20 protein-coding genes, 1 pseudogene and 1 CRISPR repeat array (1 of these 22 cut by a window edge) are annotated in these 25,821 nt (G+C 58.6%); of the genes and pseudogenes, 14 read left to right on the top strand and 7 right to left on the bottom strand.

Annotation, left to right across the window (positions count from 1 at the left end):
- Positions 1 to 98: 98 nt before the first annotated feature.
- The 6 genes from DU478_RS05540 to DU478_RS05515 are packed head-to-tail and all read left to right on the top strand — an operon-like array spanning position 99 to position 4,554.
- Positions 99 to 686: a hypothetical protein gene (locus DU478_RS05540; RefSeq protein WP_147276321.1), complete on the top strand. Its 588-nt coding sequence runs from the start codon at positions 99 to 101 to the stop codon at positions 684 to 686.
- A complete protein-coding gene (locus DU478_RS05535) occupies positions 683 to 1,387 on the top strand; it encodes an ABC transporter ATP-binding protein (protein ID WP_114509947.1) in 705 nt (234 codons plus the stop codon). The genes DU478_RS05540 and DU478_RS05535 overlap by 4 nt, the downstream gene beginning before the upstream one ends.
- Positions 1,384 to 2,538 (top strand): ABC transporter permease, encoded by a 1,155-nt coding sequence (locus tag DU478_RS05530; protein ID WP_114509946.1) that lies wholly within the window; start codon positions 1,384 to 1,386, stop codon positions 2,536 to 2,538. The genes DU478_RS05535 and DU478_RS05530 overlap by 4 nt, the downstream gene beginning before the upstream one ends.
- Before the next feature lie 44 nt (positions 2,539 to 2,582).
- Positions 2,583 to 3,347, top strand: a complete 765-nt coding sequence (locus DU478_RS05525; protein WP_114509945.1) for a DUF4198 domain-containing protein — start codon at positions 2,583 to 2,585, stop codon at positions 3,345 to 3,347.
- Complete coding sequence (locus DU478_RS05520) at positions 3,344 to 3,682, top strand: hypothetical protein (protein WP_114509944.1); 339 nt, start codon at positions 3,344 to 3,346, stop codon at positions 3,680 to 3,682. The genes DU478_RS05525 and DU478_RS05520 overlap by 4 nt, the downstream gene beginning before the upstream one ends.
- The gene (locus tag DU478_RS05515; RefSeq protein WP_114509943.1) at positions 3,682 to 4,554 is read left to right on the top strand and encodes a metal ABC transporter substrate-binding protein; all 873 of its coding nucleotides are present in this window, start codon (positions 3,682 to 3,684) and stop codon (positions 4,552 to 4,554) included. Before DU478_RS05520 ends, DU478_RS05515 begins: the two co-directional genes overlap by 1 nt.
- A 226-nt stretch (positions 4,555 to 4,780) precedes the next feature.
- Here the strand turns inward: DU478_RS05515 and DU478_RS05510 are convergent, their stop codons facing one another.
- Positions 4,781 to 5,125 (bottom strand): hypothetical protein, encoded by a 345-nt coding sequence (locus DU478_RS05510; RefSeq protein ID WP_147276320.1) that lies wholly within the window; start codon positions 5,123 to 5,125, stop codon positions 4,781 to 4,783.
- A gap of 369 nt (positions 5,126 to 5,494) precedes the next feature.
- On the opposite strand from DU478_RS05510, the pseudogene DU478_RS05505 reads away from it, so the two are divergent.
- The 5 genes and pseudogenes from DU478_RS05505 to DU478_RS05480 all read left to right on the top strand — a co-directional run.
- Positions 5,495 to 6,127, top strand: a pseudogene (locus DU478_RS05505) (IS3 family transposase); the annotation flags it as partial.
- A 1,052-nt stretch (positions 6,128 to 7,179) separates the two neighbouring features.
- Positions 7,180 to 7,575, top strand: a complete 396-nt coding sequence (locus tag DU478_RS05500; RefSeq protein WP_114509941.1) for a hypothetical protein — start codon at positions 7,180 to 7,182, stop codon at positions 7,573 to 7,575.
- Between the two features lie 202 nt (positions 7,576 to 7,777).
- Positions 7,778 to 8,188 carry a hypothetical protein gene (locus DU478_RS05495; protein WP_147276319.1) on the top strand — a complete coding sequence of 137 codons (411 nt, stop codon included), beginning with the start codon at positions 7,778 to 7,780 and terminating at the stop codon, positions 8,186 to 8,188.
- 733 nt (positions 8,189 to 8,921) lie between these two features.
- Positions 8,922 to 10,661: an ATP-dependent nuclease gene (locus DU478_RS05485; RefSeq protein WP_114509938.1), complete on the top strand. Its 1,740-nt coding sequence runs from the start codon at positions 8,922 to 8,924 to the stop codon at positions 10,659 to 10,661.
- Complete coding sequence (locus DU478_RS05480; RefSeq protein ID WP_114509937.1) at positions 10,658 to 12,388, top strand: UvrD-helicase domain-containing protein; 1,731 nt, start codon at positions 10,658 to 10,660, stop codon at positions 12,386 to 12,388. The genes DU478_RS05485 and DU478_RS05480 overlap by 4 nt, the downstream gene beginning before the upstream one ends.
- A gap of 440 nt (positions 12,389 to 12,828) precedes the next feature.
- Here the strand turns inward: DU478_RS05480 and DU478_RS05475 are convergent, their stop codons facing one another.
- From DU478_RS05475 to DU478_RS05450, 6 genes are all read right to left on the bottom strand, one after another.
- A complete protein-coding gene (locus tag DU478_RS05475) occupies positions 12,829 to 13,704 on the bottom strand; it encodes an aldo/keto reductase (RefSeq protein WP_114509936.1) in 876 nt (291 codons plus the stop codon).
- Entirely contained in the window at positions 13,705 to 14,289 is a 585-nt protein-coding gene (locus DU478_RS05470) for an AAA family ATPase (RefSeq protein ID WP_114509935.1), read from the bottom strand.
- A complete protein-coding gene (locus tag DU478_RS05465; RefSeq protein WP_233501119.1) occupies positions 14,286 to 14,873 on the bottom strand; it encodes a 3'-5' exonuclease in 588 nt (195 codons plus the stop codon). The genes DU478_RS05470 and DU478_RS05465 overlap by 4 nt, the downstream gene beginning before the upstream one ends.
- A complete protein-coding gene (locus tag DU478_RS05460; protein WP_233501118.1) occupies positions 14,864 to 15,997 on the bottom strand; it encodes a radical SAM family protein in 1,134 nt (377 codons plus the stop codon). The genes DU478_RS05465 and DU478_RS05460 overlap by 10 nt, the downstream gene beginning before the upstream one ends.
- A 568-nt stretch (positions 15,998 to 16,565) precedes the next feature.
- Positions 16,566 to 17,657 (bottom strand): beta family protein, encoded by a 1,092-nt coding sequence (locus DU478_RS05455; RefSeq protein ID WP_114509933.1) that lies wholly within the window; start codon positions 17,655 to 17,657, stop codon positions 16,566 to 16,568.
- Positions 17,626 to 18,948, bottom strand: a complete 1,323-nt coding sequence (locus tag DU478_RS05450; RefSeq protein ID WP_199488290.1) for an XRE family transcriptional regulator — start codon at positions 18,946 to 18,948, stop codon at positions 17,626 to 17,628. The genes DU478_RS05455 and DU478_RS05450 overlap by 32 nt, the downstream gene beginning before the upstream one ends.
- Positions 18,949 to 20,602: 1,654 nt before the next feature.
- Here DU478_RS05450 and DU478_RS05440 point away from each other — a divergent pair.
- The 3 genes from DU478_RS05440 to DU478_RS05430 all read left to right on the top strand — a co-directional run bounded on the left by DU478_RS05440 (position 20,603) and on the right by DU478_RS05430 (position 25,445).
- The gene (locus DU478_RS05440; protein ID WP_114509930.1) at positions 20,603 to 22,168 is read left to right on the top strand and encodes a recombinase family protein; all 1,566 of its coding nucleotides are present in this window, start codon (positions 20,603 to 20,605) and stop codon (positions 22,166 to 22,168) included.
- 104 nt (positions 22,169 to 22,272) lie between these two features.
- A complete protein-coding gene (locus tag DU478_RS05435) occupies positions 22,273 to 23,523 on the top strand; it encodes a tyrosine-type recombinase/integrase (protein ID WP_114509929.1) in 1,251 nt (416 codons plus the stop codon).
- A 92-nt stretch (positions 23,524 to 23,615) separates the two neighbouring features.
- Positions 23,616 to 25,445: a hypothetical protein gene (locus DU478_RS05430; RefSeq protein WP_114509928.1), complete on the top strand. Its 1,830-nt coding sequence runs from the start codon at positions 23,616 to 23,618 to the stop codon at positions 25,443 to 25,445.
- 48 nt (positions 25,446 to 25,493) lie between these two features.
- A CRISPR array of direct repeats spans positions 25,494 to 25,821; the repeat unit is 37 nt; unit sequence GTCTCAATCCGCTGTTTCGCGGCCATGTCTGATGCAC (it continues 208 nt past the right edge of the window).

Genomic DNA, 25,821 nt, shown 5'->3' with positions numbered 1-25,821 from the left:
CCCGGGCGGCCGGGCGCGTTTCGGGTTGCCTTCCACGGTCGCCAATCTACGGTTCGCATGGGACATCGGGGCGCAACCAGCGGCGAGAGCGAAGCATCGTGAACACAAGAGCACTTGCCGCAGCCGTCGTGGGGATCACGGTCATCGCCGGGGCTGCCGTCTTCCTGTCCGTGGGCAAGGACGGCGCCGACGCGCCCCGGCAGATGTCCGCCGCGGAATTCTCGCGCGAAAGCCCGCTGCTGCTGCCCGAGATCCTGGCGACGGTCTACGACGCCTTCGGCCAGACCGATGAGGCGGCGATCTACGACCGGCTGGACGACGTGGCCTCGGGTCCGGCACTGGAACAGCTTTACCTCGAACGGGTCGGGGCGATGGCGGGCGGCGGGCTGAACCCGGACCAGGAGATCCACGAGATCGAACTCACGGGCATGTCCGCCCGGACCGACGGCGCGCGCGTCGATGTTGCGGCGAAATGGCGGGTGCTGGGTGTGGTGGGCCATGCCGAACACATGCACATGCGCGGCAATGCCTATGCCGCCGATCTGGTCTTCGAGCCGGTCGCGGACGGCTGGAAGATCACCGGCTTCACCCTGACGGACGTCGACCGAACCGATGCCGGCACGATCGAGCCGAACGCCGATGCACCGCAGGCAGAGGATACGGCGGACCCCGAGGAAGAGACATGATCGACGCGCGCGACCTGTCCTTCGCCTATCCCCGCGGTGGATTCACGCTGCAGGTGCCCGAGTTGCAGGTGGCGGGTGGTGAGCGGGTCGCGGTGATCGGCCCCAGCGGCACGGGCAAGACGACGCTGCTGAACCTGCTCGCGGGCCTCGCGGTGCCGGATGGCGGCAGGCTCACCGTCGCGGGGACCGACCTCGCCGGGCAAAGCGACGGGCAGCGGCGGGCCTTCCGGGCGCGGCGGATCGGTTTCATCTTCCAGAACTTCGCGCTGGTCGACTACCTCGATGCCTTCGAGAATATCCTCTACCCCTATCGCGTTGGCGTCGGCCTGAAACTGGATGCCGCGGCGCGGGACCGGGCGCGCCTGCTGGCCGAGGCCTGCGGCATCGCAGACCGGCTGAAGAACCATCCGAACGCGCTCAGCGGCGGCGAACAGCAGCGGGTGGCGATCTGCCGGGCGCTGGTGACGCGACCGGCGCTCATTCTCGCGGACGAGGCCACCGGCAACCTCGACCCCGAAACCAAGGAGGCCATCCTCGACCTGCTTTTCGACCGCGCGGCCGAGATGCAGGCCACGGTGCTGGCGGTCACCCATGACCACGGCCTGCTGCCAAGGTTCGACCGGGTGATCGACTTCGCGGCGCTGAGGCAGCGAACCGCGCCCGAGGCGCAATCGGTCGTCCCCGAGGGACGACCTGCATGAACGCGCTGTTCCTCGCCTTCGCGCATCTGCGCTGGACCTGGGCGCGCAGCCTCGTGCTGGTGCTGGTCGGCGCGCTGATCCTCGCGGTGCCGATGGTGACCCAGACACTCCTGCGCGGCTCCGAAGAGGCGCTGACCCGCCGCGCGGAAGCGACGCCGCTGGTGCTGGGTGCCCGCGGCAGCCAGCTCGACCTCGTGATGAGCGCCGTCTACTTCTCCGAGGACCGCGCGCAACCGATCACTCGCGCCGCGGAGGACGCTGTCTGGGACAGCGGCCTCGCCCTGCCGATCCCACTGCACACGGCGTTCCAGACGAACGGCGCCCGGATCGTCGGCACCTCGCTCGACTATTTCGACTTTCGCGGGCTGGAGCTGGCGACGGGCCGCCAGATCGCCCTTCTGGGCGAGGCGGTGCTGGGCGCCCAGGTCGCGGAACGGCTGGGGCTGGGTCCGGGCGACAGCGTGGTCTCCGCGCCCGAAAACCTCTTCGACCTCGACGGGGTCTATCCGCTGGAATTGCAGATCACCGGCGTCCTGGCCGCCACCGGCACCCCCGACGACGAGGCGGTCTTCACCGACGTCAAGACCGCCTGGGTCATCGCCGGGATCGGCCACGGCCATGACGACGTGGTGACGGCGGATGCCGACGGCAACGTCACCGCCAGCGCCGCCATCACCGAGTTCCAGCGCATCACGCCCGACAACATCGACAGCTTCCATTTCCACGGCGCCGCCGAGGATTACCCGCTCTCCGCCGTGCTGGTGGTGCCGAACGACATCCGCTCGGGCACGATCCTTCGGGGCCGCTACCTCGACCCGGAGAACCCGGTGCAGATCGCCGTCCCGGCCGAGATCGTGGCGGGGCTGGTCGACCGCATCTTCCGCATCGCGACGCTGCTCGATGCGGTGACGCTGATCATCGGGGTGGCTGCCGTCGCGGCGATGGGCCTGACGCTGTACCTGTCGTGGACCCTGCGGGCGCCCGAGATGGCCACCGCCCGGCGCCTCGGCGCGGGCCGCTTCGTGATCCTGCGGCTCGCGGCGGCAGAGATAGCGATCTTGTTATCCGCCGTGATCGCGATTGCCGCGTGCTTTGTCGTGGCTGTGATAGCGAATGGTGACGGTATCGTTGCCTGGCTCCTGGCCGTCTGAAGAATTGGTCGTTTGAAAAGAATGACACCGAAAGGGAGACGAATATGAAGACCTTGATGACCGCGGCGGCACTGGCCGCATGTGCCTCTGCAGCCGGCGCGCACTACGGGATGATCATCCCCTCGGACAACATGCTGAGTCAGGAAGAGGGACGGTCCGTGGACCTGACCCTGTCCTTTTCGCACCCGTTCGAAGGGCTCGGCATGGTGCTCGAGATGCCCAAGGAATTCACCGTGACGCACGAGGGCGAAACGACCTCCCTTCTGGACACGCTGGAAGAGACGCAGGTCATGGACGACGCGGGCTTTGCCACCGAATACCGCTTCGAGCGGCCCGGCACGCATGTCTTTTCCATGACGCCCAAGCCGTACTGGGAACCCGAGGAAGACGCCTTCATCACCCATTTCACCAAGACCTACGTGTCGGCCTATGGCGATGACGCAGGATGGGACGCTGAACTGGGCCTCAAGACCGAGATCGTGCCGCTGTCGAAACCCTTCGCGCTCTGGGCCGGCAACGTCTTCCAGGGCATCGTGAAGCTCGACGGCGAACCGGTGCCCTATGCCGAGGTCGAGGTCGAGTATTACAACGAGGACGGCAGCGCCGCAGCGCCGTCCGACCTGATGATCACCCAGACCGTCAAGGCGGATTCCGAGGGCGTCTTTACCTACGCCGCGCCCACGTCCGGCTGGTGGGGCTTTGCCGCCCTCAACACCGCCGAGGAACCGATGCAATACGAAGGCGAGGACAAGGCGCACGAACTCGGCGCGGTGATCTGGGTGCATTTCGAACCCTGGGCGACGCAATGATCCGATCGCTTGTCTTAGCACTAAGCTTCGCCGCGGCGCTGCCCGCGGCGGCGCACGACCTGCGGGTCTTCGCCTCGGTCAGCGGCGGGACGGTCACGGTGGAGAGCACGTTCTCCACCGGGCGCATCCCCACCGGCGGCGAGGTGCGGGTGCGCGACGCCGAAGACACCCTGCTGTTGACCCTGCCGATCGGCGATGGCGGAGAAACCTCCTTTGCCCTGCCCGACGGCGCGTCCGAAACCGGCCTGATGATCGAGGTCGACGTCAGCGAAGGCCATTCCGACTACTGGCTGCTGACGCCCGAGGACATCGCCCACGGGCAGGAGACGAACTGATGCTCAAGCGGATTGTGCTGACCGCTGCGCTCGCAGCTTCCGCGGCAGGCGCACAGGACCGCCCGGTCGTGGCCGCGGTGAACTATCCGCTGGCCTGGATGGCCGAACAGCTGGGCGGCGATGCGGTCGAGGTTCTGTTCCCGGTGCCCGAAGGTCAGGATCCGTCGTTCTGGCGTCCCGGCCTGTCCGAGATCGCCGCGATCCAGCAGGCAGAGGTCATTGCCCTGAACGGCGCCGGCTTCGCCGCCTGGACGACCCGCACCACCCTGCCCCGCTCTCGGCTCATCGACACTTCTGCCGCCTTTTCGGACAGCTACATCGCCACGCAGTCCATCACCCACAGCCACGGCGCCGACGGCGAACACTCGCACGAGGGCACCGCCAGCTACACCTGGCTGGACTTCAATCAGGCCGCGCAGCAGGCCCGGGCGCTGGCCGCCATGATGGAGCAGCGCATCCCGGCGCTGCGCGACACGGTGACGGCCGCCCTGCCCGACCTTGTGGCGGAACTCGAGGCACTGCATGCGGAAGCCGGAACCGCGCTGGCCGGGCTGCAGGGCCGCACGATCCTCGCCACGCACCCGCGCTATCAGTATTTCGCCCGCGCCTACGGGCTCGAGATCGCGGCGATGGAGTGGGAGGCCGGCGCCATGCCGACCGCGGCGCAATGGCAGGACCTCGAGGCAAAGAAGCAGGACACCGGCGCGCGCATCCTGATCTGGGAGGCCGAGCCGCCCGCCGACGCGCTGGACATGGCCAGCGACATGGGTCTGCGCTCATTGGTGTTCTCGCCCCTCGCCGGCCGTCCGCAGACCGGAGATTTTCTCGCGATCATGCGCCACCAGATCGCCGCCCTCGGGGACCCCGGATAAAGCCGGAAAGGCGGCTGTCGTCCAACGCACCCCGTTGGCGACCTGTCCCGAACGCGGACATCGACCTTGCGCGGCGCGTGCCACCCGATTGTTCCAAGGTGCCGCTTTGCAATCTTTGCGGCGCGCCTGGGGACCCATCAAGGCAGCAAAGCCGATGTGACGACCCCGAAGGCACAGGTCGCACGCGACGATGCGTGTTCCAGTCCGTCGCTGACCTGCACACCGGTCACGCGTCCTCCGTCCAGCACAGCCCCGTCTTCAGCATCACCCGAGACAAGTCCCGGATGCCGCTGGACGAGCGGTGCGTGCAGTCGCCAACGCCGCCCTCGGATTTGCACACCATCGTCCCCGTCATCCGCAGGAACGTGTTGGCCAGGGCCTTTGCCCGCCGGCCCTTGTCCGTGTCCGGCGGCGGGCAGGTCACCCCGCGCAGGGCGAAGCGGTTTTCGCCGACCTCGATATCGTGCCCCGAAAAGGCGCGCGCGCCCCCGACCGCGCCCAGCGCGTTCAATCCCTCCTGCGCCTCCGCGGCGCCGAAGGGCGCCGAAATCAGCACAACCAAAAAATGCATCCGGGCGCGTGTCCACATGGTCTGACGCTACGGATGCGCGCCTGTGCCGACAAGGGGGCTGGCGGCAGGCACAGCGCGACCCCGCATCGCCAGCCGGGGACCCGCCTTGAAGGCCCGGGTCCGGTGGGTCTCGTTCCCATCATAAGGGTTGCCTGAGCGCGCATCGGCAACGCAAGATCGCGATCAGACCAGCCCACGGACACCCGCAAAAAGGCGACCGCTTGCAGACCCACCCGTTGCACAACCCCGTCTGGGCCATCGAGCTTTGCGACTACCTGCAGGCGCACCAGATAAACCCGGCACTGGAGTAGCCCCCTGAAAGTGGTCCACCAACTAGGATAGTTTTGTCCCGCAATTGGAGGATCAGCGATGGCTGGGAAACGAGAGAAGGCCGAAGAGATCGTATCTARGCTTCGGCAGGTTGAAATTCTGCAAGGACAARGGGCGACGATTGCCGAGGCAGTGCGCCAGATCGGTGTGACGCAGCAGACGTTCTACAGATGGCGTAAGCTTTATGGCGGGATGCAGCGGTCACAGCTTGCGCGCCTGAAAGAGCTGGAGAAGGAGAACCAGCGGCTGCGACGCGCGGTGTCTGACCTGACGCTGGATAAATTGATCCTGACCGAGGCGGCAAAGGGAAACTTCTGAGCCCTTCGCGTCGCCGCAAGTGCATCGACCATGTGCGGCAGGAGTTGGGCGTGTCTGAGCGCCGCGCCTGCCGTGCGCTTGGGCAGCATCGATCCRCGCAGCGCAAGGTGCCGCAGGGGCGGGCTGACGAGAAGCATCTGACCGACGAGATCATTGAACTGGCCGATCRGTATGGGCGCTATGGATATCGCATGGTGACGGGCCTGCTCACTCAACAACGCGGGCTGGCATGTGAACCACAAGCGGGTCGAACGTATCTGGCGACGTGAAGGGCTGAAGGTCCCACAAAAGCAGAAGAAAAAGGGGCGTCTCTGGCTGAACGACGGGTCGTGCGTACGTCTGCGCCCCGAGCGGCCCATTCGTTTGCTCCGAAAGAGAAGCGCTCGTCGAGCGCCGATGCCAACTACGTCGATTTGCAGTCCGCTCGGCTTAACTGCGTCTATAGCGTCCATGAGGACGGGATGCAGACGATTTTTCTCGAAAGTTTGGCGACCCGGCGTGTCGACCCGCTCGCAATTGCTGAAGATCGGCTCGCGACCGAAGCGTCAGATGCGTAGCATTGCAGGTAGTGGCCAAAAGCGGCAGGCTTTATGGCGGGAAAGATGGAGGGAGGGAAATTTAATGAAAAAAATAACTAACGATTTCATATATTTATAATCTATACTGGCGGAGCGGACGGGAGAAAGTTTGAACACATTTTTTGATGAACTGAAGGTTCTTTCCGCCGGGATCTTGGCACGAAAAGGCTCGTAGGATGATATCTGGCGGCACGCGGCTGTAGCAGCAGCACGTTCTTCGCGAACCGCGGTTGGAAGTCAGGCCCTCCCCACAATCCGCGCGGGTCATGATCGGACAGGCTGCGCTCGCTTCGCGGACGCAGCCTGCGGATACTTTCAGGATTCTCTCGAAATTTCCGTCAACAAGCTCACTCATTCTGGTGCCGTGTTTGCCGTTTGTTTACTTTCCGGTCACGGCACAGCGGGGCGAGCCGCTCGACCCTGCAAACCTACGCTATTCGGCTTTTGACACCATCGTGCCTAAGGTGCTGGCCTTGAACACCTCGTGCACGTAGGCGTCATCCCCGTGTTAATCGGGGCGGCATTTCTACACCCGAATTTAGACATTCTCATTGCTGCGAGCGACCGCGAAGACGCCGCGGGAACGAAGCAAATTTTTTTCTAACTACCCGGAAAAATGCTTCGCCTCCGGCGCATCCGGCCAATCTCGCTTGTGACAGACGAAACGAGCGAGGTGTCCCACAGTATTGACGATCCAACATCTGACCCTTCGCTGATTTCGGGGCCCGCCGTTCGCGGGGCGCGACGCAGCGACGAGGTGCGCAGCGGACCTCCACTCCTTCCTGACCCGGGACGAAGCCCGGACGAAACAATCACAAGGAGGTCCCCATGTTTCATTCGAGACTAAACACCAGCACCGAAGCCCGCTCGATGTCGGCCGGCGAACTGGCGCTGAGGGAGTTTTTCTCTCATCACGACGAGGCGCTCGGCAATGCAGCCGTTCTGCTCGCAGACCGGCGCGGCGTGCGGCTCCTCAACGCGATCCGCGACGGCTTGGAACAGCCCGGGTCGATCACCCACCGTCTCCGGCGCCTGCTCCTCCAGCTGCGCGCGATCCTGTTCCTGGATGAGGCCGGTGAAGATGAGTGGGGAAGCGAAGGATGCTTCGACCTGCTCGAGCCCGAGGACCCGATCGTGCCCGAGCTCTGCCTGCTCGCTGACGGTCTCGATGATGTGCTGCGCGGCGCGGGGATCACTCCAAGCGAAGTCAGCCGGATCCTCTGATGCTCGCCCCCGGCCGTCACGCGTCCAGCGCGGCGGCCGGCGTGACGCAGCCGCTCAATAAGGAAAATCGGCCAGCCTATCACTTTTTCCTTCGTGCTCCCGGAGAATGGCCAATGTCCTCGTCATCAGGACAAGACACACGCGCAATTCACCAACCGAAAGGAGCCAGCCCGACCCATCTCTCCCCCGCGACGCACGGACCATGACGCCGATGAATCAGGCACAACCAGTACCGTTCTTCATGCATGAAAGGGAGAAAATCATGCTCAACTCCACTAAACTCGAAGCCAGCCAGGCTCGCTTCAACGCAGTGGCAGGGACAGAGGATCACCTGCGCCGGCACGGCGCTGGCCTCTGCGACCTCCTGGATGCGCTCGACGACCGGAGCGGGTTCGACTCTCTCTGCGATCTGCACGGTGCGATCTCCGAACGGTTCCCGGATGCCGATGCCGTCGAACAGGCGCTGCGCGACATCCGTCGCATTCTGTCGGAGCAAGCACCCTCCGCGCTCGACCGGATCAGCCACGAGCGCAGCCTGCCGGCGTCCGATATGACACGATGGCACGGCGCGCGCGTCAGCGAACTGCTCGCGAGGTTCTGCCATGCCGGGTAAGCCCGCGCCGCGATGTGCCCTTCAGATCGCGAGACAGCGCCGTCTGAGTGTCTATCCTGAGCAATTCGGTCTCGAGCAAGACATCTGCGATGTCACGCTCTGGCTCGTCCAGAAATACCGCTTACCGTCGGCCCTCGTCTGGGTCGACCGACACTACGTCCAATGCGGTCGTGAGATCGCAGGCATCACGGTGATGACGTCCGCGAGACATCCGGATCCCCTAACCCAGGCGGCACGCAAAGCGTTCCTCGCATTCGGCTATGAGATAAGACATACCGGCGCGGATACCTACGGCCACCAATGCTGCGACAGAAGGCACTCGCACCACGAGATGCTGCAGGCCTATGGGCGCATAGAAGCGGCACTGCGTAGCTGGCGAGTACGGTAAGCGAGCAAGGACACAAGAAGCAAAGGGTGGCATGTGCCGTCCTTGTTTCTCACAACCTCCGCAGACTGTGCTGGTCAGGCGAGCGAGTCCAATCCACCGTTCAACAGGTCTATGGATCGTACCTGCGCCCGCGCTCACATCGCCAAGATGGACGGAAAGGGGAAGTTCGCTGCGCCTGCGCTGAAAAATCCACGGCCGGCGGAAGCAGAATTTCAAGCCCCATGAAGTCCCGTTGGCGTGCTGGAAGGCCAAGAAAAAGCATCGAAAAACCTTTTCCAACACATTGGTCTTAGGGCAAGTTGGGTCAACAACAGCTCACAATGCTGCGGCCGCATTAGGGACCTCATGTATCTGGCATCGCTTACGATCAACAATTTTCGCCGCATTAAACAGGCAACGATGGAATTCGAGCCGGGGCTCAATATCATCGTTGGCCCGAACAATATCGGAAAGACAGCCGTAGTTGACGCTCTAAGGTCTCTACTCGCCGGAACCGATGATCCCTATCCGCGCTTCAGCGTCGATGACGTCCACCTCCCTAAGGGTGGCACGGCAACGGGTGATGTTTGCTTCGACTATGTCTTCAAGAACCTGTCTCTCGACGATGAAGCCGACTTTTTGCACGGATTGAAGGCTGATGAAGCGGGAAAGTCAGAAGCCCACCTTCGGGTAACTTATGGCGACGCGGATAAATCCGGACGGTTAAGGCCGAGGAGGGTGTGCGGTGCCCATCATGACATCGCGATGACGGCAACCATGTTGGAAAACCTGCGCAGCGTTTACCTACAGCCGCTGCGCGATGCAGAACTTGGCCTTCGCCCGAGCCGTACAAGTCAGCTGTCTCGCTTATTGCATCTTCTTTCAGATGAGGAGGGAAAAGAGCAAATCGCGAAGAAACTCGCACACCTCGACACGGAAATTAAGGCGCTCAAGGCGATTGTTGAGACACAAGAAGCGATAACCATGCGTCACAACAGCATGCTGGGCGATCAATTGGCTCAGATGCTGGCGGTTGAATTGAGCGGATCTGATTTTACCAAGCTCGCCTCGCGTCTATCACTCCTTGTCGACAGCTTCGAAATCGAGCGCAACGGCCTCGGCTATAACAACCTGATCTACATGGCAGTGGCCCTAAGTGAACTCGCGAAGAACGCTGAATCGGCCTACCGTAGCTTAATCGTTGAAGAGCCTGAAGCGCATCTTCACCCGCAGTTACAGGCCGTTCTATTGCGGTACCTGTCCGACATCAAAGTCGCGGAAGGCGAGCGGCCCGTCCAAGTTTTTGTTACAAGTCACTCTCCAAACTTTGCCAGCATAGCTGATCTCGACGCCGTCGAATGCTTGGTAGAGACCGAAACAGGAGTGGATGTCTTCCATCCCAGATCGATAATTTTTAGGAAGGGCAAGAAGGAGAAGTTGAAGCGCTACCTCGATGTGACTCGTGCGGAATTTTTCTTCGCACGCCGAGTTATCTTTGTTGAGGGTACCGCCGAGCTTTTGATGGTCGACCTATTGGCGAAGAAGATGGGCTGTGATTTGCGCAACCATGGTGTCAGCCTCATTAGTGTCGAAGGATTGAACTTCGATTCCTTCATGCCACTGTTCGGTGAAACGGCGATCAAGATACCTGTTGCCATCATCACAGACGCAGATCCCGTCATCACAGATGAGGAAGGCAACAAGCAGCCTCACTATCCATCTGCTAATGAGGCCATCACGATCTCAAGCAACACGGCATTGATGAAGGGTCAAGAAGACAAGTTCGTTAAAGTCTTTCACGGCCAAAAGACTTTTGAGTATGACCTCGGTCTTCACGAAAAGAACAGAATGCCCATGCTGTTGGCCCTCAAGGACTTGCATCCCCAGATCGGAACCGATCTTGAAATCGAGGTCGCATCGAAGGCGGATGATAGGGACCGAGCGATGGCGCTGTTCTCGGGTATGTTCGAACGATCCAAAGGTAAAGCAAATATTCAAAAGGGTGCATTCGCGCAGGCGCTCGCAGCACAGATCGAAAATAACTGTCTGGAGATCGAAATTCCGAAATACATTAGCGATGCCGTAATGCATGCTTGCAAGTCATGATCGATCTGTCTCCGCAGCAGAGAGAGATCGTAGACGCGCCACTCGTACCCATGGCCGTCAGTGCCTGTGCGGGGAGCGGCAAGACTGCGACCGCGGTCCGGCGGCTCGCTTCTATGCGCAAGCGCCTCGACGATAGCCATGGCTACGTCGCCCTTTTGTCTTTCTCGAATGTGGCTGTCGACACTTTCAACCGGGATTATAATGCCTTACTTCAAGCAGAGGCAGGTGGTAGCCGCATCGGCCGCGTCGAGATAGCCACGGTAGACGCCTTCATCACTTCGAATATTATTCGCCCCCACGGGCACCTTGTTATGGGATGCTCCAGAACGCCGTTCCTGGTGCATGGTAGTGAGCCATTTCTCGCAAATTTCACCGTCTGGGATGGAAAGAGGCCACAACCGACGTCCGCGCTGCAGCTCAAGATTGAGAAGGGAGGCCCTCCTCAATTTGAGGTAGGGCCGGCGAAGACGATCGTTGATTTGAATGCTGCCAATGAAGCTATCAGGAAGCTGGCGCGGGTCGGTGCCTACTCGCATACACTGGGGAGTCTTTGGGCTCTTCGCGTCCTCAAGAGTCAGCCCCTAATCCGCCGCGCGCTGGCTCGCCGTTACCCGCACATCCTTGTTGATGAGGCGCAAGACATCGGAAAGCTACATCAGCTGATCCTTATGGCTCTACAAGGTGCCGGAACGCAGGTCTCGTTGATCGGGGACGTTAATCAAGGTATCTATGAGTTCTCCGGTGCGACTGGTGAAATTCTCGCGAAGTTCGCGGATCGTGAAGACGTTGAGGGGCGAATGCTCGAGACCAACTTCCGATCGGTCCCGAGTATCGTCATGATCGCGAATAAACTCTCAGGACGCGATGACAAGCCTCAGCGAAAGCAACCGGGAACTTTGTCGGGTGCGTATTATTTCGCGTACAAGAAGGAAGAGAAAGACAGCGCGCTCAAGTCGTTTGCGGAACTTTTGGATCGGGCAGGTATAGGGGTGGCGGATGCGGCTGTGCTCTGTCGATCAGCGAAATGGGCTGACGGTTGGGCCGGCGGTGAAGGTGAACAAGGGCAGGGTGTCTTGCGATACTTCGTGCGCGCCGCGATCCAGCGCGACAAGTTCGGTAGCTCCGACGAAGCTTTTAAGCTTTGCTGCGCTGGTGTCTTTGGCTTGCTGGATGAAGGTCATGGAGATTTACTCTCTGACCTCCTACGCCGGGGCGGCGATAAACGGAGTTCTCATCTGCTTCGAAGGACACTGTGGGCGTTTGTTAAGGACGCGGCAGGCGGATTGCCTCACGCATCTCTTGTGGCGGACACCGACTGGCAGCCTGCTCTTCTGGAGCGCACAGCTGCCCTGCTCGACACACTTTTGACAGAGTATGGTCTGAGCGCTGGGAGCAACTGGAAAAGAAAACTGGCGAAACGAAAAATCTTCAATCAGCCGCTTATGCGGTCCGCAGACTTGGGAATGGAGGATGTTCCAGATTTCCGCGTTTCCACGGTTCACAAAGTGAAAGGCGAGAGTATCAGGGGCGTTTTATACATCTGCAACCGTAAGCATATCGACGAATTTCTCGGTGGGACCGCGACAGAGGTTGGCAAAATAGGATACGTTGCACTGACCAGGGCGCGTGATCTATTTGTCTTGGGTGTACCATCCAACAACATAAGAGAGCTCGCTCCCAGACTTAATGCGCTCGGCTTTACCAAAGCTGGGGGAAGTAGCTCGTAATGGAAAGGGAGGCGGCGAACACGAGAATAGCCGTTCGATGTTACCCAGCAAGAATTTCCCGCAACAGACCACTAAGGTCAATATTTCGATACGTTGTGCATCGCAAGCGCTCGGTTCAGGATGCAGCTCAGCCCCCTACAGACCATCTTGGCGCAAAAATCTGCTAACTACGAATGACCGCTTCAATTGGTGCTGTCGCGCAGCATCCGAGCGTTGCGACTGGCGGCTGTGGGCCGAGGATATTGGTTTTGACACACGGCGCCGGGGTCAGTGTTCCGCGCCGCCCCAGGTCGGCTCAGAGCCCTTTTTGACCATGACGCACGGCTCGCCTTTGCCCGTGCGGCAATGCACGCCTCGGCGCGGCCCGTTCTGGCCCACCCCGAAGCGGACCTTTAGCAAAACGGCGAAACAGGGAGATATACTTTGCGGAGTATTTTCCGTTAACGAAAGATTTCGGCCACATGGTTGGGCGTCCGACATCCAGGTATAGCAACTACATTACTTCCCTGGGCGAGCACCCAGTCGATCGCTTGACGGGCGTGACTACCTCCCTCCAAGTCAATAGTAGCGCGATGCTTCTCTGCTTGAAGGCGAAAGGAATCCCTTAGCGCCGGAAAGCCGTTCATTGACATGCGTATATCACCCTGCTGCGAAGCTCTTGATCCAGTCAAAATACCGCGCGCCAATGGAGAAAAAGCCATATATATAGCACTCTCCTCCTCCGCGATGGCGATCTCTCGTCTCTTGGAACCAGTATTCAGTGAAAGCTCATTCTGAACTGCGTCCAATCCACCATCTCTCGACCAAAATAGAATATCGTTCGAGGTCACACAAGACAACCCAAATGCCCCAACTTTGCCTTCAGAGATCAAGTCATTGATACAAACCCTCACTTCATCGACGCGGACCCGGCTATCAGTACGATGTTGAAGCAAAAGATCAATTCGATCTCGTTTTAGGCGCTTGAGCGAAGACTCGACAGACGACCTGATCGTTTCCGGGCGGCTATCGCGAAAAAGCTCGCCTTGGGCATTTGCATACAGGCCAAATTTCGTAACAATTGTCGTCCCTCCTCGAGAGCCTATCACATCTCCAAGCAGCTCTTCGTTTGCTCCGCTGCCGTAGAGCGGAGCCGTATCGAACAACGTCACCCCATAATCGAGGGCAGTGTGAAGGGTCCCAATTGCCTGCTTTCTCTCCACTTCGCCATAAATGCCGGTGAGCGCCATGCAGCCAAGGCCCGTGCGGCTCTCGCCTGCCAAATCGATGGCCTTCTCTTTTGCTGCGCGGTTTTCTATTGAACCGGAGAAGCGCATCTATGGTTTCCGATGATTGTCGAAACAGTCCAGAGCAAACGACACCGCCTCCTCCATGTGACCAAATTTGAGAAGATGCCGACTTGGGACGAGCTTATCAATGATACGACGAACTTCGTCTGCGGCCAGCCTACGAAAGACCTCATCTCGATCACGGCCCTCCCCAAGGCCCACCGAATCTTCCAACTTAGTCAAGAAGACCAAGTCATATTCCTTTGACCACGCTTCGCAAATGCTCTCCAATGCTGCGATCCGATCCGAGGAGATTATCCGATTTGTGTGACGAAGAGCAGCGTATAGGTAACCCAGAGCATCAGCAACAGGTCGATCCACCAAAACGACATCAAAGAAAAGGCTTGCTTCAGTCTCCATTTCAATGGTCCGAGCTATAAGCCAAGCGGTGCTTTCGAAGGTATGGTTGGCAAGAATTGGAAAGCCCTTTTCTTTTGCTTTGCCCGCGCTTTCGTGGATGTAAGCTACCTTTAAGCCATCGCGTTGGAGAATGTCTTTAAGCTCGGTTAGGAAAGTCGTCTTCCCGGTGGAATGAGCTCCAGCGACCGCAATGCGGAATGGTTTATCGCTCATAGTAGCTTTCCTTGGGCTCCACCGAGTATATCGGCGTCCAAGAGAATTTCGCGCCGATCTCCTTCCGACCGTTTACGCAGCATGTGTTCGAGTAGGAGCGCAGACAGCACAGCATCGAAAGGTGCTGAGTGCGCCTTCCCTCCGGCTATTTTCGATGCTGAAGCGGTCAGTCCCAACTTTGAACCGAGATGCTCGAGGCCGTGCTTCTCCTCGTTCGGAAGCAAGCGCCGGGCCACCCTTAGCGTGTCATATGCCGCAATGGGCACCCATCCCGATAGGGCTTCAGTGAGAAGGTCGACTTCCACTTTGACATTGTGCCCAATGATTGGCCTGTCTTCGAGCCACATCAGTATGTCATCGGCGGCGTCCTCAAGTTCCGGCGCATCCACCACGTCATCGTCCCAGATCCCATGGATACGAGCTGCGATCGGTGAAATCCCATTCTTCGGCTTGAATCGCCAGTGCATTCTTCGACCAGTCAACTTAAAATTGTCCATTTCTGCGATAGCCAATTCGACAATTTCCGGCGGTGATTTTCCGCTTCCTTCAACATCGACAGCCCACATCCGTTTACTCACTCCCATCCCTCCTCCGCACGACCATGGCGTCCCGGCAGATGCGGTTGACTACGATCGTGCACCTGAAACCCCAGAGAGTGTTGGACATAATAACGTTGTTGCTCGGTGCTTCCCTCTACGATGACGTTTCCGGCGCGGATCTCGATCCGAGAGGGATTGAGGCCGACCGACTTGACGAGGGGTGCCACCTTCTCGAATAACGGAATCTGATGTCCACTGGCACATAGCGAAATCTGTTCTTGCGGGCAGATATTACATATGTTTGTGATGCCGAAGTGTCCATTGTAGTCGGCTTCAGCATGAGCGAATGCAACGCCACATGATGTCTTTCGGAACAAGGGAGCGCCGGTGTATTTTTTCAGAACGCGCTTTTCGACTTCTCGGGGAAGAATCTTCCGACGGGGCACGTCATTGTAGAGGTCCTCAACGCCCGAAGATCGAAAATGTGCCCGTATTTGTTCCCTGTGGAACAGCCCCGTGAACACTGTGGCGTCGGCCAACTGGGACAATGCGCTGGCCGCCGCAATGCAGTGGTCTGTGTCGTTCACGCCAGCGATGATAGGGCGCCAATATAGAATGCATTTTGTTCGCGACTTATATTCTGCGAGAACCTTTAATGACCTTTCGGCGAACTCGCTATCGACTGGCTCAAGTCGGACGTCATTTATCCCCGACCAAGTAACTAACACGGTGACCTTGAGATTTTGGAGACGCTCAAGCTTGGCGACGTCGTCCGGAGTGACTTTCCACCGAGTAATTACAAGGATGTGGTTCGTGAGCCCGCGCTGATCCAAAAGCGAAAGGCTATTTAGCAGGTGTGGCTTCACGTTGGGCAGGAATGGATCCGTTGCGCGATTAAATATTTGGAGCGGCGTCCTGTGAGGAACAAACGCCCAGTGCCGCAGTAATTCATCAACGGCCTGCTCATCGCTCATTATGAGATGGGGCCGCTTCATCTCAAAATTTCCGAAAAGATGGCGGACGCAATAGCCACAGTCGAGCGGGCAGCCGACTACATGGTTTAGGCTAAGTCCAGACTTTCGGTACTCCACAACATTCGCCAAACTTTCAGGCAGATCATTTGGCGCGCTTCTGAGCTGCTTTACGTCTTCAATTTCGTGGATCGACATCAATCTTCTTTCGATTGTCTTGCGCCCACGTCAAGCCACAGATTGTGGCGTAGAAGGCGATGGCCTCTGTGACTCCCTGAGTCTTTTCGCGGAACGAACTTGGACCCTTGATGCACCGATGACCAGACCTATAGTGGAACTGCGGGTGGTTGACGAGAAGCACGGCGGGATTTGCGTTTTTGAGCTTTTGGCCGTTCCGACAGCAGCGACTTGAGCCCACCGCAGCGATGGGTAGACCTTCACCCTTCGCGCCGACGGCTTTGCAGCCCACTGAAAAAACACTAACCACCGATCATGTCCGGAGACTCCGCAGGTGCAGGGTAGAGTGAGCAAGCTGGGCGAACTCAGAAGTGTCGCGCCCATCAGCCCTTCATGCTGCGTTGCAGCATCGCCTCGGGCTGAGAATGGCCGCTGACGGCCGCCTGCTGACCCTTGAGCACAGGCTTATGTCCTCCATCGGTCTCGAAAGCCTACCTCAGGGAGGACCACTTTTCAGGGCGCAGGCTACACCGCCAATTGTCACATTCAATGATCCAACAGGGCCCCAGTTTTCGGCTGTTGCTATACTCTATAGAAGTACGCCCTGTTCCGAGTATTCTGCCACCAAATCTTCGTCAAACTCGATGCCCGACATGGCGCCCAAGTCCCTAACGATCTTGACCAAGTGGTGCGCCGTGTTCAGTTCCCGCCATCCAGTCGCGTCGCCGCAAGATTCGGTCAGCCCCTTCGCGTTTCGCCAGATACGGTCGTCCGCAGGTGAGAAGCCCCTGCCGTTATACTCATTGCTCTCGATGATCTGCTTGCAGACTTCGCGCATCGTCGGCGTGAAAGCTCCCGAATCGCTGCCCCTCACCACCAACGTGTGGGTCTTGCCGGTGTAGCGCAGGTGCGGCCTCGGCCTTCCGCCTCCCTTGCCCTTCGGAAACACCATCCGCCCGCAATCTGCGCCAAAGTCACCGTACGCCAGTCGATCCGGTTGGACGCCAGTCTCTTTAAGGGCCGCCTGGAAGGTGGTCCACTCCGCTCTGGGGATCAACGTGCGCTCGTTGGCACCAACCGGCAGCTTGTCCGGGTATGCCGACGCTTGGTAGACGATTTTGCTCCACCGCGCCACGCCGTCCAGTTGATCGAAGATTTCGCCGATAGCAGGCGCGAAGTCGGCACCCAGGGGAGCCCCGGTGAAGTCCACGAATAGGACACAGTGTTCCGACCGGACGCCCATCTTCTCCACCGCCTCGACCAAAGCGGTGGGATCAACTTCCTCGAAGTCCATGTAGATGCCCGCCCTAACGTTCCCGTCCTGAACGAGTGCCTGGCGGGCCGGGTTGGTCAGATCGGCGATCGTCAGGACCGGAAGCAGGCGGGAGTTTACGGCCGTGGCGATGCGGAAGAGCGTCGCTACCCCCTCGTCGCCGAGGGAGGCCGCTGCGAGTTGCGGGTCAAGAAACGCACGCTGGTGGGGCCAGCTCTTTCCGAGGCGCTCACCCATCATGTAGGCGATCTCATCCAGCGTTGGTATGCGCCCTTTTTCGGGGTCTGGCTCGGAGGGAGGCGGCACCACAAAGCGAGGGCAAACGTGCCCCTGATAACGGGCGGCCAGCCTACCGCAGGCAGCGAACTCGCCGGGTTTAGCCCTGAGGGCGGGGTAGTATGGGAGCATCACTCTTTCCTTTCTGGGCTTCGCCCACAAACAGTTTCCTCACGGTGTTCCTCCCGATCTTGTTTGCGAACAGGGACCACTCGCCCCGTTCTTTGCGTATCCGCCCGAACACAATCGCCGGATGGATATCTAACTCGTTGGCGAAGCGCTCGATGACCGCAGCCGACTTCGCGATGCGGGCAGTAGAGCGCCGCCAGCGTTCTTCTGGTATGAGCAAGTTAGACGCGAAGCGGTTAGCCTCCTCCTCCTGTTCATCGACCGATGTCTCTTGGTCCGTTTGATCGTAGAAGCCTACGGCCAGGCCGGTTGAGAAGTGAAGCGTCACGTGGGCAAGTTCGTGCATCAATGTGAACCAGAAGTTGTCCACCGTGTCGGTTCTGACGGTCATTCCGATGACCGGTCTCCCATCCACGATGAACGCCGCGCCGTCGATCTTGAGACCGGGAACCTGTGGCTCCACAATCAAGACGATGCCGTGGCTGGCGAGTACTTCCCCTGCCTGGAGCGGCCCGTCAGTTTCTTTGCTCAGGCGGACCAGGTCGGGAATCCACTTGAGTTCAAGCGGCTCGTGAACGTCTCCGATGCCCGCGAATACCTCGCGCGCCCGTGCTGTGACCCTGGCGCGCCAAGCGTGGAGCATGACGTCTTCAGTGTGATCCACAACGTTGAGGCCAGTGCGGAGAAGCCCGGGGCTTCCAAAGTCGATCCGGTTCTCCGCGATGTAGCGACGAAGTTCTGCCTCGGTGAAGTCCTCGGCAAACCAGCCGTTCTCGCGCCCATGCTTGAGGATCTTCTTGATTTCGGCTTTCGACACCCCATCGATGACCTTGTCCAACCCGCGGAGCTCCGGTTGGTCGGACATGTCTGCCCACGGGCGCACGCCGAGCAGCGCCGCCACGCGATGGTAATTCTTGAGGCTGATCTGCCCATATCGCTCAGCTTCCCACCGCTGGACCTGTTGCTCCTTCACGCCGAGGCGCCACGCCAAGTCCTTCTGAGAAAAGCCGTTGGCGATCCTCGCCACAATGAGCATCAGCCCAAGGTCGCGATTTACCAGTGCTTTAAGGGCGGTGGGGCGTTGGGTGTCCTTGGCCTCTTCGTATGCCTCGACTGATTGGGTCAGGCGCTCGCGCTCGGCCTTCATCATGCGCGAGACTTGAGAAATCACCTCGGGCGGCAGCCCGGCAACAACCGGCTCCATAGCGTGTTCCGAACTCAGTGCCTTGGTTAGACGAGAAATACGGGCGCGCGTTTCCCGCGCTTCCTTCTCGTTTAGAGTGATTCCGTTCATTGCCATCCCTCAATGTACCCAACTTATCTGTTGTGCGCAACTACACAACAGATAAGTTGTGCTCAAGAGCTTGTGGTCAGCTAATTTTGCCCTCTTGCTCATAGGGACGTCCACGCCGCTTTGGCACACTAAGGCCGCGACGCTGGCCACGCAGCGGACCGAGGTCTTGGCGTTCGGAAACTTGGCCACGACCCTATCCCCAACAGGCAAGTACCCGAGGTCGGGCTCCACAAGGATTCGTTCATCGGCGAGCCGATGGTCCGCCTCGGCTCGAGGCCGTGCATTTTGGTCGCCGCCGCAAATTTTCTTGGGGGTGTTCTTCGTCGCCGGCCCGCAGAACGGCTTGATGAACCTTTCGTAACGTGTGTGCAGCGAGTTGACGTTCTGAATGTGGTACCAGCCTGCCGCGACGCGGGTGCCTCGCTCGCTGCCCACGACAAAGTGCTCCACGCCGCGCGCCGCTGCGAGCTCCTTGTATCCATTGCCTCCAGAGGCTGACGGCCCATCAGGTCATCACCGACCTTGCCGCTAATGAGACCAAGGTGTGGGCGTAACCCCATCAAGGTCAAGGCCCGCGAACCGATCAACAGGCCGGATACATATGAACAATTTCCGATGCCGCGCCGCTTTCTCGATTTCCAACAGCAGCCGGCACATACAAATGGGCCGAACGCGACAGGCATGCCATGCTGCAACTGCGGAGGCTACTACGGCCAGCGCGGTCGGTGTGGGGTTCCTGACCTGGTTACGGTTATTTCGTCCTGCCACATCAATTTGCCAAAGCACTGATGGCCGACCTCCAGGCCAATCACCTTCAGTTTTTTCCGTCACCCGAGGTCACCCATGCGGACAGGCATTTCAACATCAAAGCGTCATCATCTTCGACGAACGACCCCGTTGCGAGAAAATCAGGAGTTGGCGAAATTTTCTTCTTCGTCAGTCGAGAAGATGGCCAATGTCCAACTTGACCGGCCTGAAAGACCAGCCCTTTGCTCAAGTCGCATCAAGATCGAAGGAACATCCTATGACCATCTTCCGGAAATTGAATCCGCGGATGCTTGCGGAAAAAACTTCGAATCGCCTGTCGAACACATGACAGACTGGGTGAAACCCGGTGCCACGGAAAAAACTATCTCATGATCATGCTACTCGAGGTAGTAATTGAAGGGAAACCAGATGCTTAGACGTGAATTTGCCTTGACTTTGCGTGGCTGCCGTTCGCTCCATTATGTCAGATCGTCCGCATGAAGCTTGAAGAGGTTATGAGCACCTCATCTCGGCAAGGAGATGTCTCCGTGCTGATCTGGAATAATTGCTTTTGGAGGTCCAACTGGTGGATTACTCAGATACTTCACGTGAAAATATAGAATCTAAAATTCCCTCAAGGGAGTCCAGTCCGAAATTAATTGAAATAGACTGGGAAATCTATGCAAGGCAATTAGACGAATCAAATCTTAGCGAGGCGCGGAAAGAAGAATTCGTCTCGGCACTCTGGTCCATCCTCATCTTCCTATGGGGCGCGGGCTACACTACAAAAACTGCGGACTTGGAAGACGGCGTTGATCAGGACGCGTAGATGGAGTGCTGTGCAACATCTCGCCAAGAAAATGACCCAAAATTGGCAATAGTATAAGCAAATCTAAGGAGGTAAGCGATGAGGACGGGTTCAAAGGCAGCCATCTACGCCCGTGTTTCCACAAAGCGACAAGTACAACAGGGCAACGGTCTCAATTCTCAAATCAGCTCCTGCCGAGAGTATTGTCGTCAGAATGACTTTGAGGTCGTTGAGACATTCACTGACGATAGCACCGGCGGGTCAGACAATCGAGAGGGTTTGAAAGATCTGAAAAACTGGATCAAGGAAAATAGGAAAGACAGTATTGTAATCGTCGTCGACGCTATCTCACGTGTGGCTCGTGATGTCGCGATCTATCAAAATATCAAAAGATATGCGACGGACCATGGAGCGATTTTTAGGTCACCTACATTTACATTCGAAGACTCCCCTGCTGGCCGCTTCATGGAGACGATCCATGTTGGGATGGGCCAATTTGAGCGAGAAGACAATGCTGCGCGTGTCAAACGTTGCCAGAAGGCACGACTGTCTGACGGCTACTGGTGCCTGGCTGCCCCGATCGGCTATCGGTCTGCCGGAAAAGGCAAACCCATAGAACCCGATGACCTCTCTGGCATTGTCCGCGAGGCACTCGAAGGCTTCGCCAGCGGTCGCTTCGAGACCGCTGCATCGGCAAAGCGGTTTGTTGAAGCTCAACCGGAGTTCATAGCGACCCGAAAGAGCCCCGTACTCGGGAACGGAAGAATGGAAGGGATGCTGCGCAATCCACTCTACGCTGGATACATCGACTATCCAAAATGGTCGATTTCCCTTCGAAAGGGCAAGCACAAGCCTTTGATCAGCTACCAGACTTTTCAGCTCATCCAAGAGCGGCTCGACGGAAATTCGCGCGTACATTCCGGGAAGGAGACAAGCGAAGATTTTCCTTTGCGCGGCTTCGTGCTGTGCGATGATTGTGGCCGACCGCTAACCGCAGGCTGGAGCCGGAGCAAGAGCGGCAAAATGTACCCCTATTACCGGTGCTTCAACAAGCGTTGCGACAGGCAGGGCAAATCAATCAACGGCGACAAACTTGAGGCGCACCTTGTCAGCCTCCTATCCGAGTTACAACCGCATGAAACCGTGGCCAAAGTTATGAAAAGGATGTTGCGTGACCTCTGGGAGCATAATCAAGCCGCTACCTTGGATCGGCGCCGCGACTTGGAGAGGCAAATCAAGCTTCTTCAACAAGAGCAGGAAAAGCTCCTTGATCGGATCGTCGAAACCGAAAACGACTCGGTCGCCTCAGCATACGAGAAGCGCATAGCACAATGTCAGAAGAAACAGGTGATCTGCAAAGAGAAGCTCTCAGATCTTGGCAAGAGTATCAGTGGCTTTGATGAGATGTTTGAACACACTTTGAAAGTAATCTCAACGCCCTGTGATATATGGAAAAAAGAGAGCTATGAGTGGAGGATCGCGGTCCTGAAAGTCGTGTTCTCTGAAAGGCTCAGATACTGCCATAAATCAGGACTTAGAACACCGGAAACGACCTTTCCCTTCAAAGTGTTGCGGGGTGAAGAGACCGCAAAAGATAATCTGGCGGAGGCTGTGTCCGCCCATCTTGTATTGCGCAAAATTTCAAAACATAGAAAATGGCCATAAAAACGATTGAAAACAAGACACTTAGCAAATGATGACTATTGCAAGAAGTTGCAGAAGAAAGTAGGTAAGGGCATCTCTTTTGGTGGCAAGGATGGCGGCAAGACATGCCCAAGCGTTCGCCAGAACTCAAAGCCTTAGAAGTCAAACGCCTCTTCAAGCCCGGACGTCATGCAGTGGGCGGGGTCCAAGGGCTCTATTTGAACGTCACCGACACGGGAGCAAGGTCGTGGATCTTACGCGTGATCGTCAATGGTAGCCGCCGACACATCGGCCTCGGCGCGTTCGATGATGTTTCACTGGCCGAGGCGCGAGACCTCGCACGAGAAATGCGCAAGAAGATCATCAGCGGCATCGATCCGGTGGCAGAGCGAAAGGCGGCTCTTGCTCGCGCCGAGCATCGCCGAGGCTTAAGCTTCTCCGATGCCTTTGAAAGGTATTTCGCCGACAAGCTGGAGAGTGAACTGAGTAATCCCAAGCACCGGGAACAGTGGCGATCGACACTGACCACTTACGCCTATCCCGTCATCGGCAACAAGTCGGTAGACCTGATCACGGTCGAAGACGTTCTCGCCGTTCTCAAACCGATCTGGACCACGAAAACTGAGACAGCGACCCGTGTGCGCCAGCGCATCGAACGTGTTCTCGACTGGTCCGCCGCGATGGGCCACCGCTCGGGCGTCAACCCCGCCCTGTGGAAAGGCAGCCTGCAGCAAATGCTTCCGGCACCCACCAAGGTGAAGGTTGTTGTGAACCATCCTGCGGTGGCCATTGACGAAGTGGTGCGCTGGTTTGCTGTCCTTCAGACGCGTGACGGGATAGCTGCGAGAGCGCTCACGTTCCTGACCCTGAACGCCTCACGCTCGCAGGAAATCAGAAAGGCACGTTGGGAAGAGATCTCCTTCGAGACTGCTACTTGGCTGATCCCTGCCGAGCATATGAAGATGAAAGAACCCCACCGAGTGCCTTTGTCCGCACGCGCGATCAACCTTCTTCGACAGGCTCCAAGGTTTGCCGGTTGCCCCCTCCTCTTCCCTTCCCTTAGAGGAGGGGAAATGTCCGACGCAACGCTGTCTGCGGTCATGAAACGGATGCACAATGCCGAGGTGGATTGCGGCCGCAAAGGGTTCCTTGATCCTGTGTCAAAGCGTCCGGCGGTGCCGCATGGGCTGCGCTCAACGTTCCGAGACTGGGTTGCCGAGCGCACGGATCACCCTCGCGAGATGGCCGAGATCGCTCTGGCGCATGAGATGGGCAGTGAGGTTGAGCGCGCCTACCGTCGCGGGGACATGCTGGAAAAGCGGCGCCGGATGATGGAGGACTGGGCAAACTTCATTTCTGGACGAAACCAAGCCTAACGCGCGTCTGAACGGGCCAGACCGGGAATTCCGACTGGCTTTCCGACCCTACGGATGGTCTTATCAGCCACGCGGTCAACGAGCAGTCCACTATGAACAATTCTTCCCAAGACATCGCCGTGAAGCAGTTTCGGCAGATATTCACATGGCCATTTGTCATGTCCGGCAAAAAGTCGGCAGACGAATGGTTTCAGGCGTGTGGGAAGAAACTGAACGGCACAGGCAGCAAGTGGGTTGAAACATCGCCTGCCAAGCTGATGCCCGACACCGCGCGGGTCGGCAAAGGGGACGAGAACCAAGCCGACCGGAACATGTCTGAAGCAGCCGACATTCTAACCGGTTTCTACGAAGAGGCTGTCTATTTTCACGATTTCATTCGCGACTCGCTCTACAAGAAATCCGACAACGTAAAAACCTATCAACGTCCCTCGTTGAAACGGATCGAGTTTTCCTTTGGCGACGAGTTGGGGCGGCAGTGTTTTTCGATACCCTTCACGGCACTGCACCTTTACAGGAGCGGTGTTGCGATCCTGACACTGGAACTGGTGCATGAAAGCGGGCCATTAACGCTGGCGCAATGCCAGACACTGGTCGATCGCCTTCGCCGCGCTTATCCGCCGTTCTGGTTTGCGCCGGGCATGCCTGCGCTGACGCCCCTGGCCGCGACACTCTTTGAAACCCGCCATGCGGCCGGTTTGGATGACACCGACCCACCGGGGATTGCGGCACGGCCGCTCGGTCTGAAACGACTTCAAGACCGGAAGAGCGCCCAGGACGCATTGATAACCGAGGAGTTCCGCGAACCTCTCTTCTCGTGGTGGCGCGCGCTGTTGGAGCCGCTGGCCGTGGTCGGGAACTCCGCCGACAGTGTGTCCGGCGATACAAGAAAAAGCGAACCGCTGCTGCGCCAGGTCCTAGACGAGCGCATTCCCCTCATGACGACCATCGCTCTGCAACCCGATCCATCCCCGGCGGCGGCCGTTTCGTCCATTTCAGAGGGTGACTGGTTCCGCATCGCGGGGGCAGATAGCGCCGGTGACACCTCTTTTCCCTATCATCCCTGTTTCCTTCACACTCAGTCCGACGCGCTGTTCTACGACCGCTATCTGCCTTTTGAAGGGGGCGACGAAGACACGGCCACACGCCTCACCTTCGCCGGCTACCATTTCGCGGCCGTAGGCTCCGGTGGGTTCTTTGACAGCCACCTGACCGAGCATGTCCGCCGCCATTACCGTCACATGCAGCACCTGTGTCTTCTCGAATTTGCAACGCTACTCAGCATCTCGCAGCGCTTGTGCAAGGCGCTCGATTTGCGCGACGCAGGCGGCGATCGGGCGAAATCCGCGTTTCGGCAGGAGATTCTCGAAATTCAGAACGACTTCATGGACTTCACCCATCGCTATCATTTCACAGGGGTGTCCAACCAGCTTCAGGCGCGCGAGCTGTTCGACCGGTTCCGCGACAGCATGGAACTCGACGCGCGCTACTACGAGATCAAGGCCGAGCTCGACAGCGCTGCCGATCTGGCACGAGCTGAAGAACAGCGGGCGGCGACAGATGCGGCGAACAACCTGACCGAGGTCGCGACGGTCGCCGCTGTGATCGGCGTCGCCGCGGCGCTGACCGGCATGAACGTGCTGTTCGATGAAGAGGCGGAGCTCTTTTCCCTCGTATCTCGGTTCACACCGCTGACCTGTGCGAATTTGGCCTTCGACGCGATGGTCTTTGCCGCAACCCTGCTTTTGACCACCCTTGGCGCCAGCGCGCTGTTCTGTAAGGTCGCGACAACCACCCTTCGTGGCTATTTGACCTGGATCGGTTTTGCCGCGGCGTTGCTGTTTCTTCTCGGGTTGGCGGGTTTTCTAAGCGGCATACCTTCCAAGAGCATCTGTTCGCCGCCTGACGCATTTCAGACGATGTAGCGAGACCGCTATCGTGCGTTCGTGGCATCACGCCAACGCACGCGGGGCGGGTTCATTCGCTGCTTCGCGGCCATGTCTGATGCACCCGAACGCAAAGACGACTGAACCCAACTAACCCCGGGTCTCAATCCGCTGTTTCGCGGCCATGTCTGATGCACTGTTTTTGCCTCGCGCTGACCGCTTCCGGTCTGGTCTCAATCCGCTGTTTCGCGGCCATGTCTGATGCACCTGTCGGCTGAAGAAGAGGAGGAAGAGGAAGAAAGGTCTCAATCCGCTGTTTCGCGGCCATGTCTGATGCACGTTTGCCTTTCATTGTTCTGCTTGGCTGTAGGCGAGTCTCAATCCGCTGTTTCGCGGCCATGTCTGATGCACCCGC

This window comes from Thalassococcus profundi (genome assembly GCF_003344785.1).
GTDB lineage: Bacteria > Pseudomonadota > Alphaproteobacteria > Rhodobacterales > Rhodobacteraceae > Puniceibacterium > Puniceibacterium profundi.
The sequence above is the reverse complement of the archived record's forward strand: the minus strand, read 5'-3'. Positions and strand labels throughout refer to the sequence as shown.

Coding starts and splice junctions, on each gene's coding strand:
- DU478_RS05495 (WP_147276319.1), top strand. CDS start 7,778: ATGACGCCGATGAATCAGGCACAACCAGTACCGTTCTTCATGCATGAA.
- DU478_RS05475 (WP_114509936.1), bottom strand. CDS start 13,704: ATGCGCTTCTCCGGTTCAATAGAAAACCGCGCAGCAAAAGAGAAGGCC.
- DU478_RS05535 (WP_114509947.1), top strand. CDS start 683: ATGATCGACGCGCGCGACCTGTCCTTCGCCTATCCCCGCGGTGGATTC.
- DU478_RS05460 (WP_233501118.1), bottom strand. CDS start 15,997: ATGTCGATCCACGAAATTGAAGACGTAAAGCAGCTCAGAAGCGCGCCA.
- DU478_RS05515 (WP_114509943.1), top strand. CDS start 3,682: ATGCTCAAGCGGATTGTGCTGACCGCTGCGCTCGCAGCTTCCGCGGCA.
- DU478_RS05510 (WP_147276320.1), bottom strand. CDS start 5,125: ATGCATTTTTTGGTTGTGCTGATTTCGGCGCCCTTCGGCGCCGCGGAG.
- DU478_RS05465 (WP_233501119.1), bottom strand. CDS start 14,873: ATGGGAGTGAGTAAACGGATGTGGGCTGTCGATGTTGAAGGAAGCGGA.
- DU478_RS05430 (WP_114509928.1), top strand. CDS start 23,616: ATGAACAATTCTTCCCAAGACATCGCCGTGAAGCAGTTTCGGCAGATA.
- DU478_RS05520 (WP_114509944.1), top strand. CDS start 3,344: ATGATCCGATCGCTTGTCTTAGCACTAAGCTTCGCCGCGGCGCTGCCC.
- DU478_RS05485 (WP_114509938.1), top strand. CDS start 8,922: ATGTATCTGGCATCGCTTACGATCAACAATTTTCGCCGCATTAAACAG.
- DU478_RS05525 (WP_114509945.1), top strand. CDS start 2,583: ATGAAGACCTTGATGACCGCGGCGGCACTGGCCGCATGTGCCTCTGCA.
- DU478_RS05500 (WP_114509941.1), top strand. CDS start 7,180: ATGTTTCATTCGAGACTAAACACCAGCACCGAAGCCCGCTCGATGTCG.
- DU478_RS05455 (WP_114509933.1), bottom strand. CDS start 17,657: ATGCTCCCATACTACCCCGCCCTCAGGGCTAAACCCGGCGAGTTCGCT.
- DU478_RS05470 (WP_114509935.1), bottom strand. CDS start 14,289: ATGAGCGATAAACCATTCCGCATTGCGGTCGCTGGAGCTCATTCCACC.
- DU478_RS05435 (WP_114509929.1), top strand. CDS start 22,273: ATGCCCAAGCGTTCGCCAGAACTCAAAGCCTTAGAAGTCAAACGCCTC.
- DU478_RS05530 (WP_114509946.1), top strand. CDS start 1,384: ATGAACGCGCTGTTCCTCGCCTTCGCGCATCTGCGCTGGACCTGGGCG.
- DU478_RS05440 (WP_114509930.1), top strand. CDS start 20,603: ATGAGGACGGGTTCAAAGGCAGCCATCTACGCCCGTGTTTCCACAAAG.
- DU478_RS05480 (WP_114509937.1), top strand. CDS start 10,658: ATGATCGATCTGTCTCCGCAGCAGAGAGAGATCGTAGACGCGCCACTC.
- DU478_RS05450 (WP_199488290.1), bottom strand. CDS start 18,948: ATGAACGGAATCACTCTAAACGAGAAGGAAGCGCGGGAAACGCGCGCC.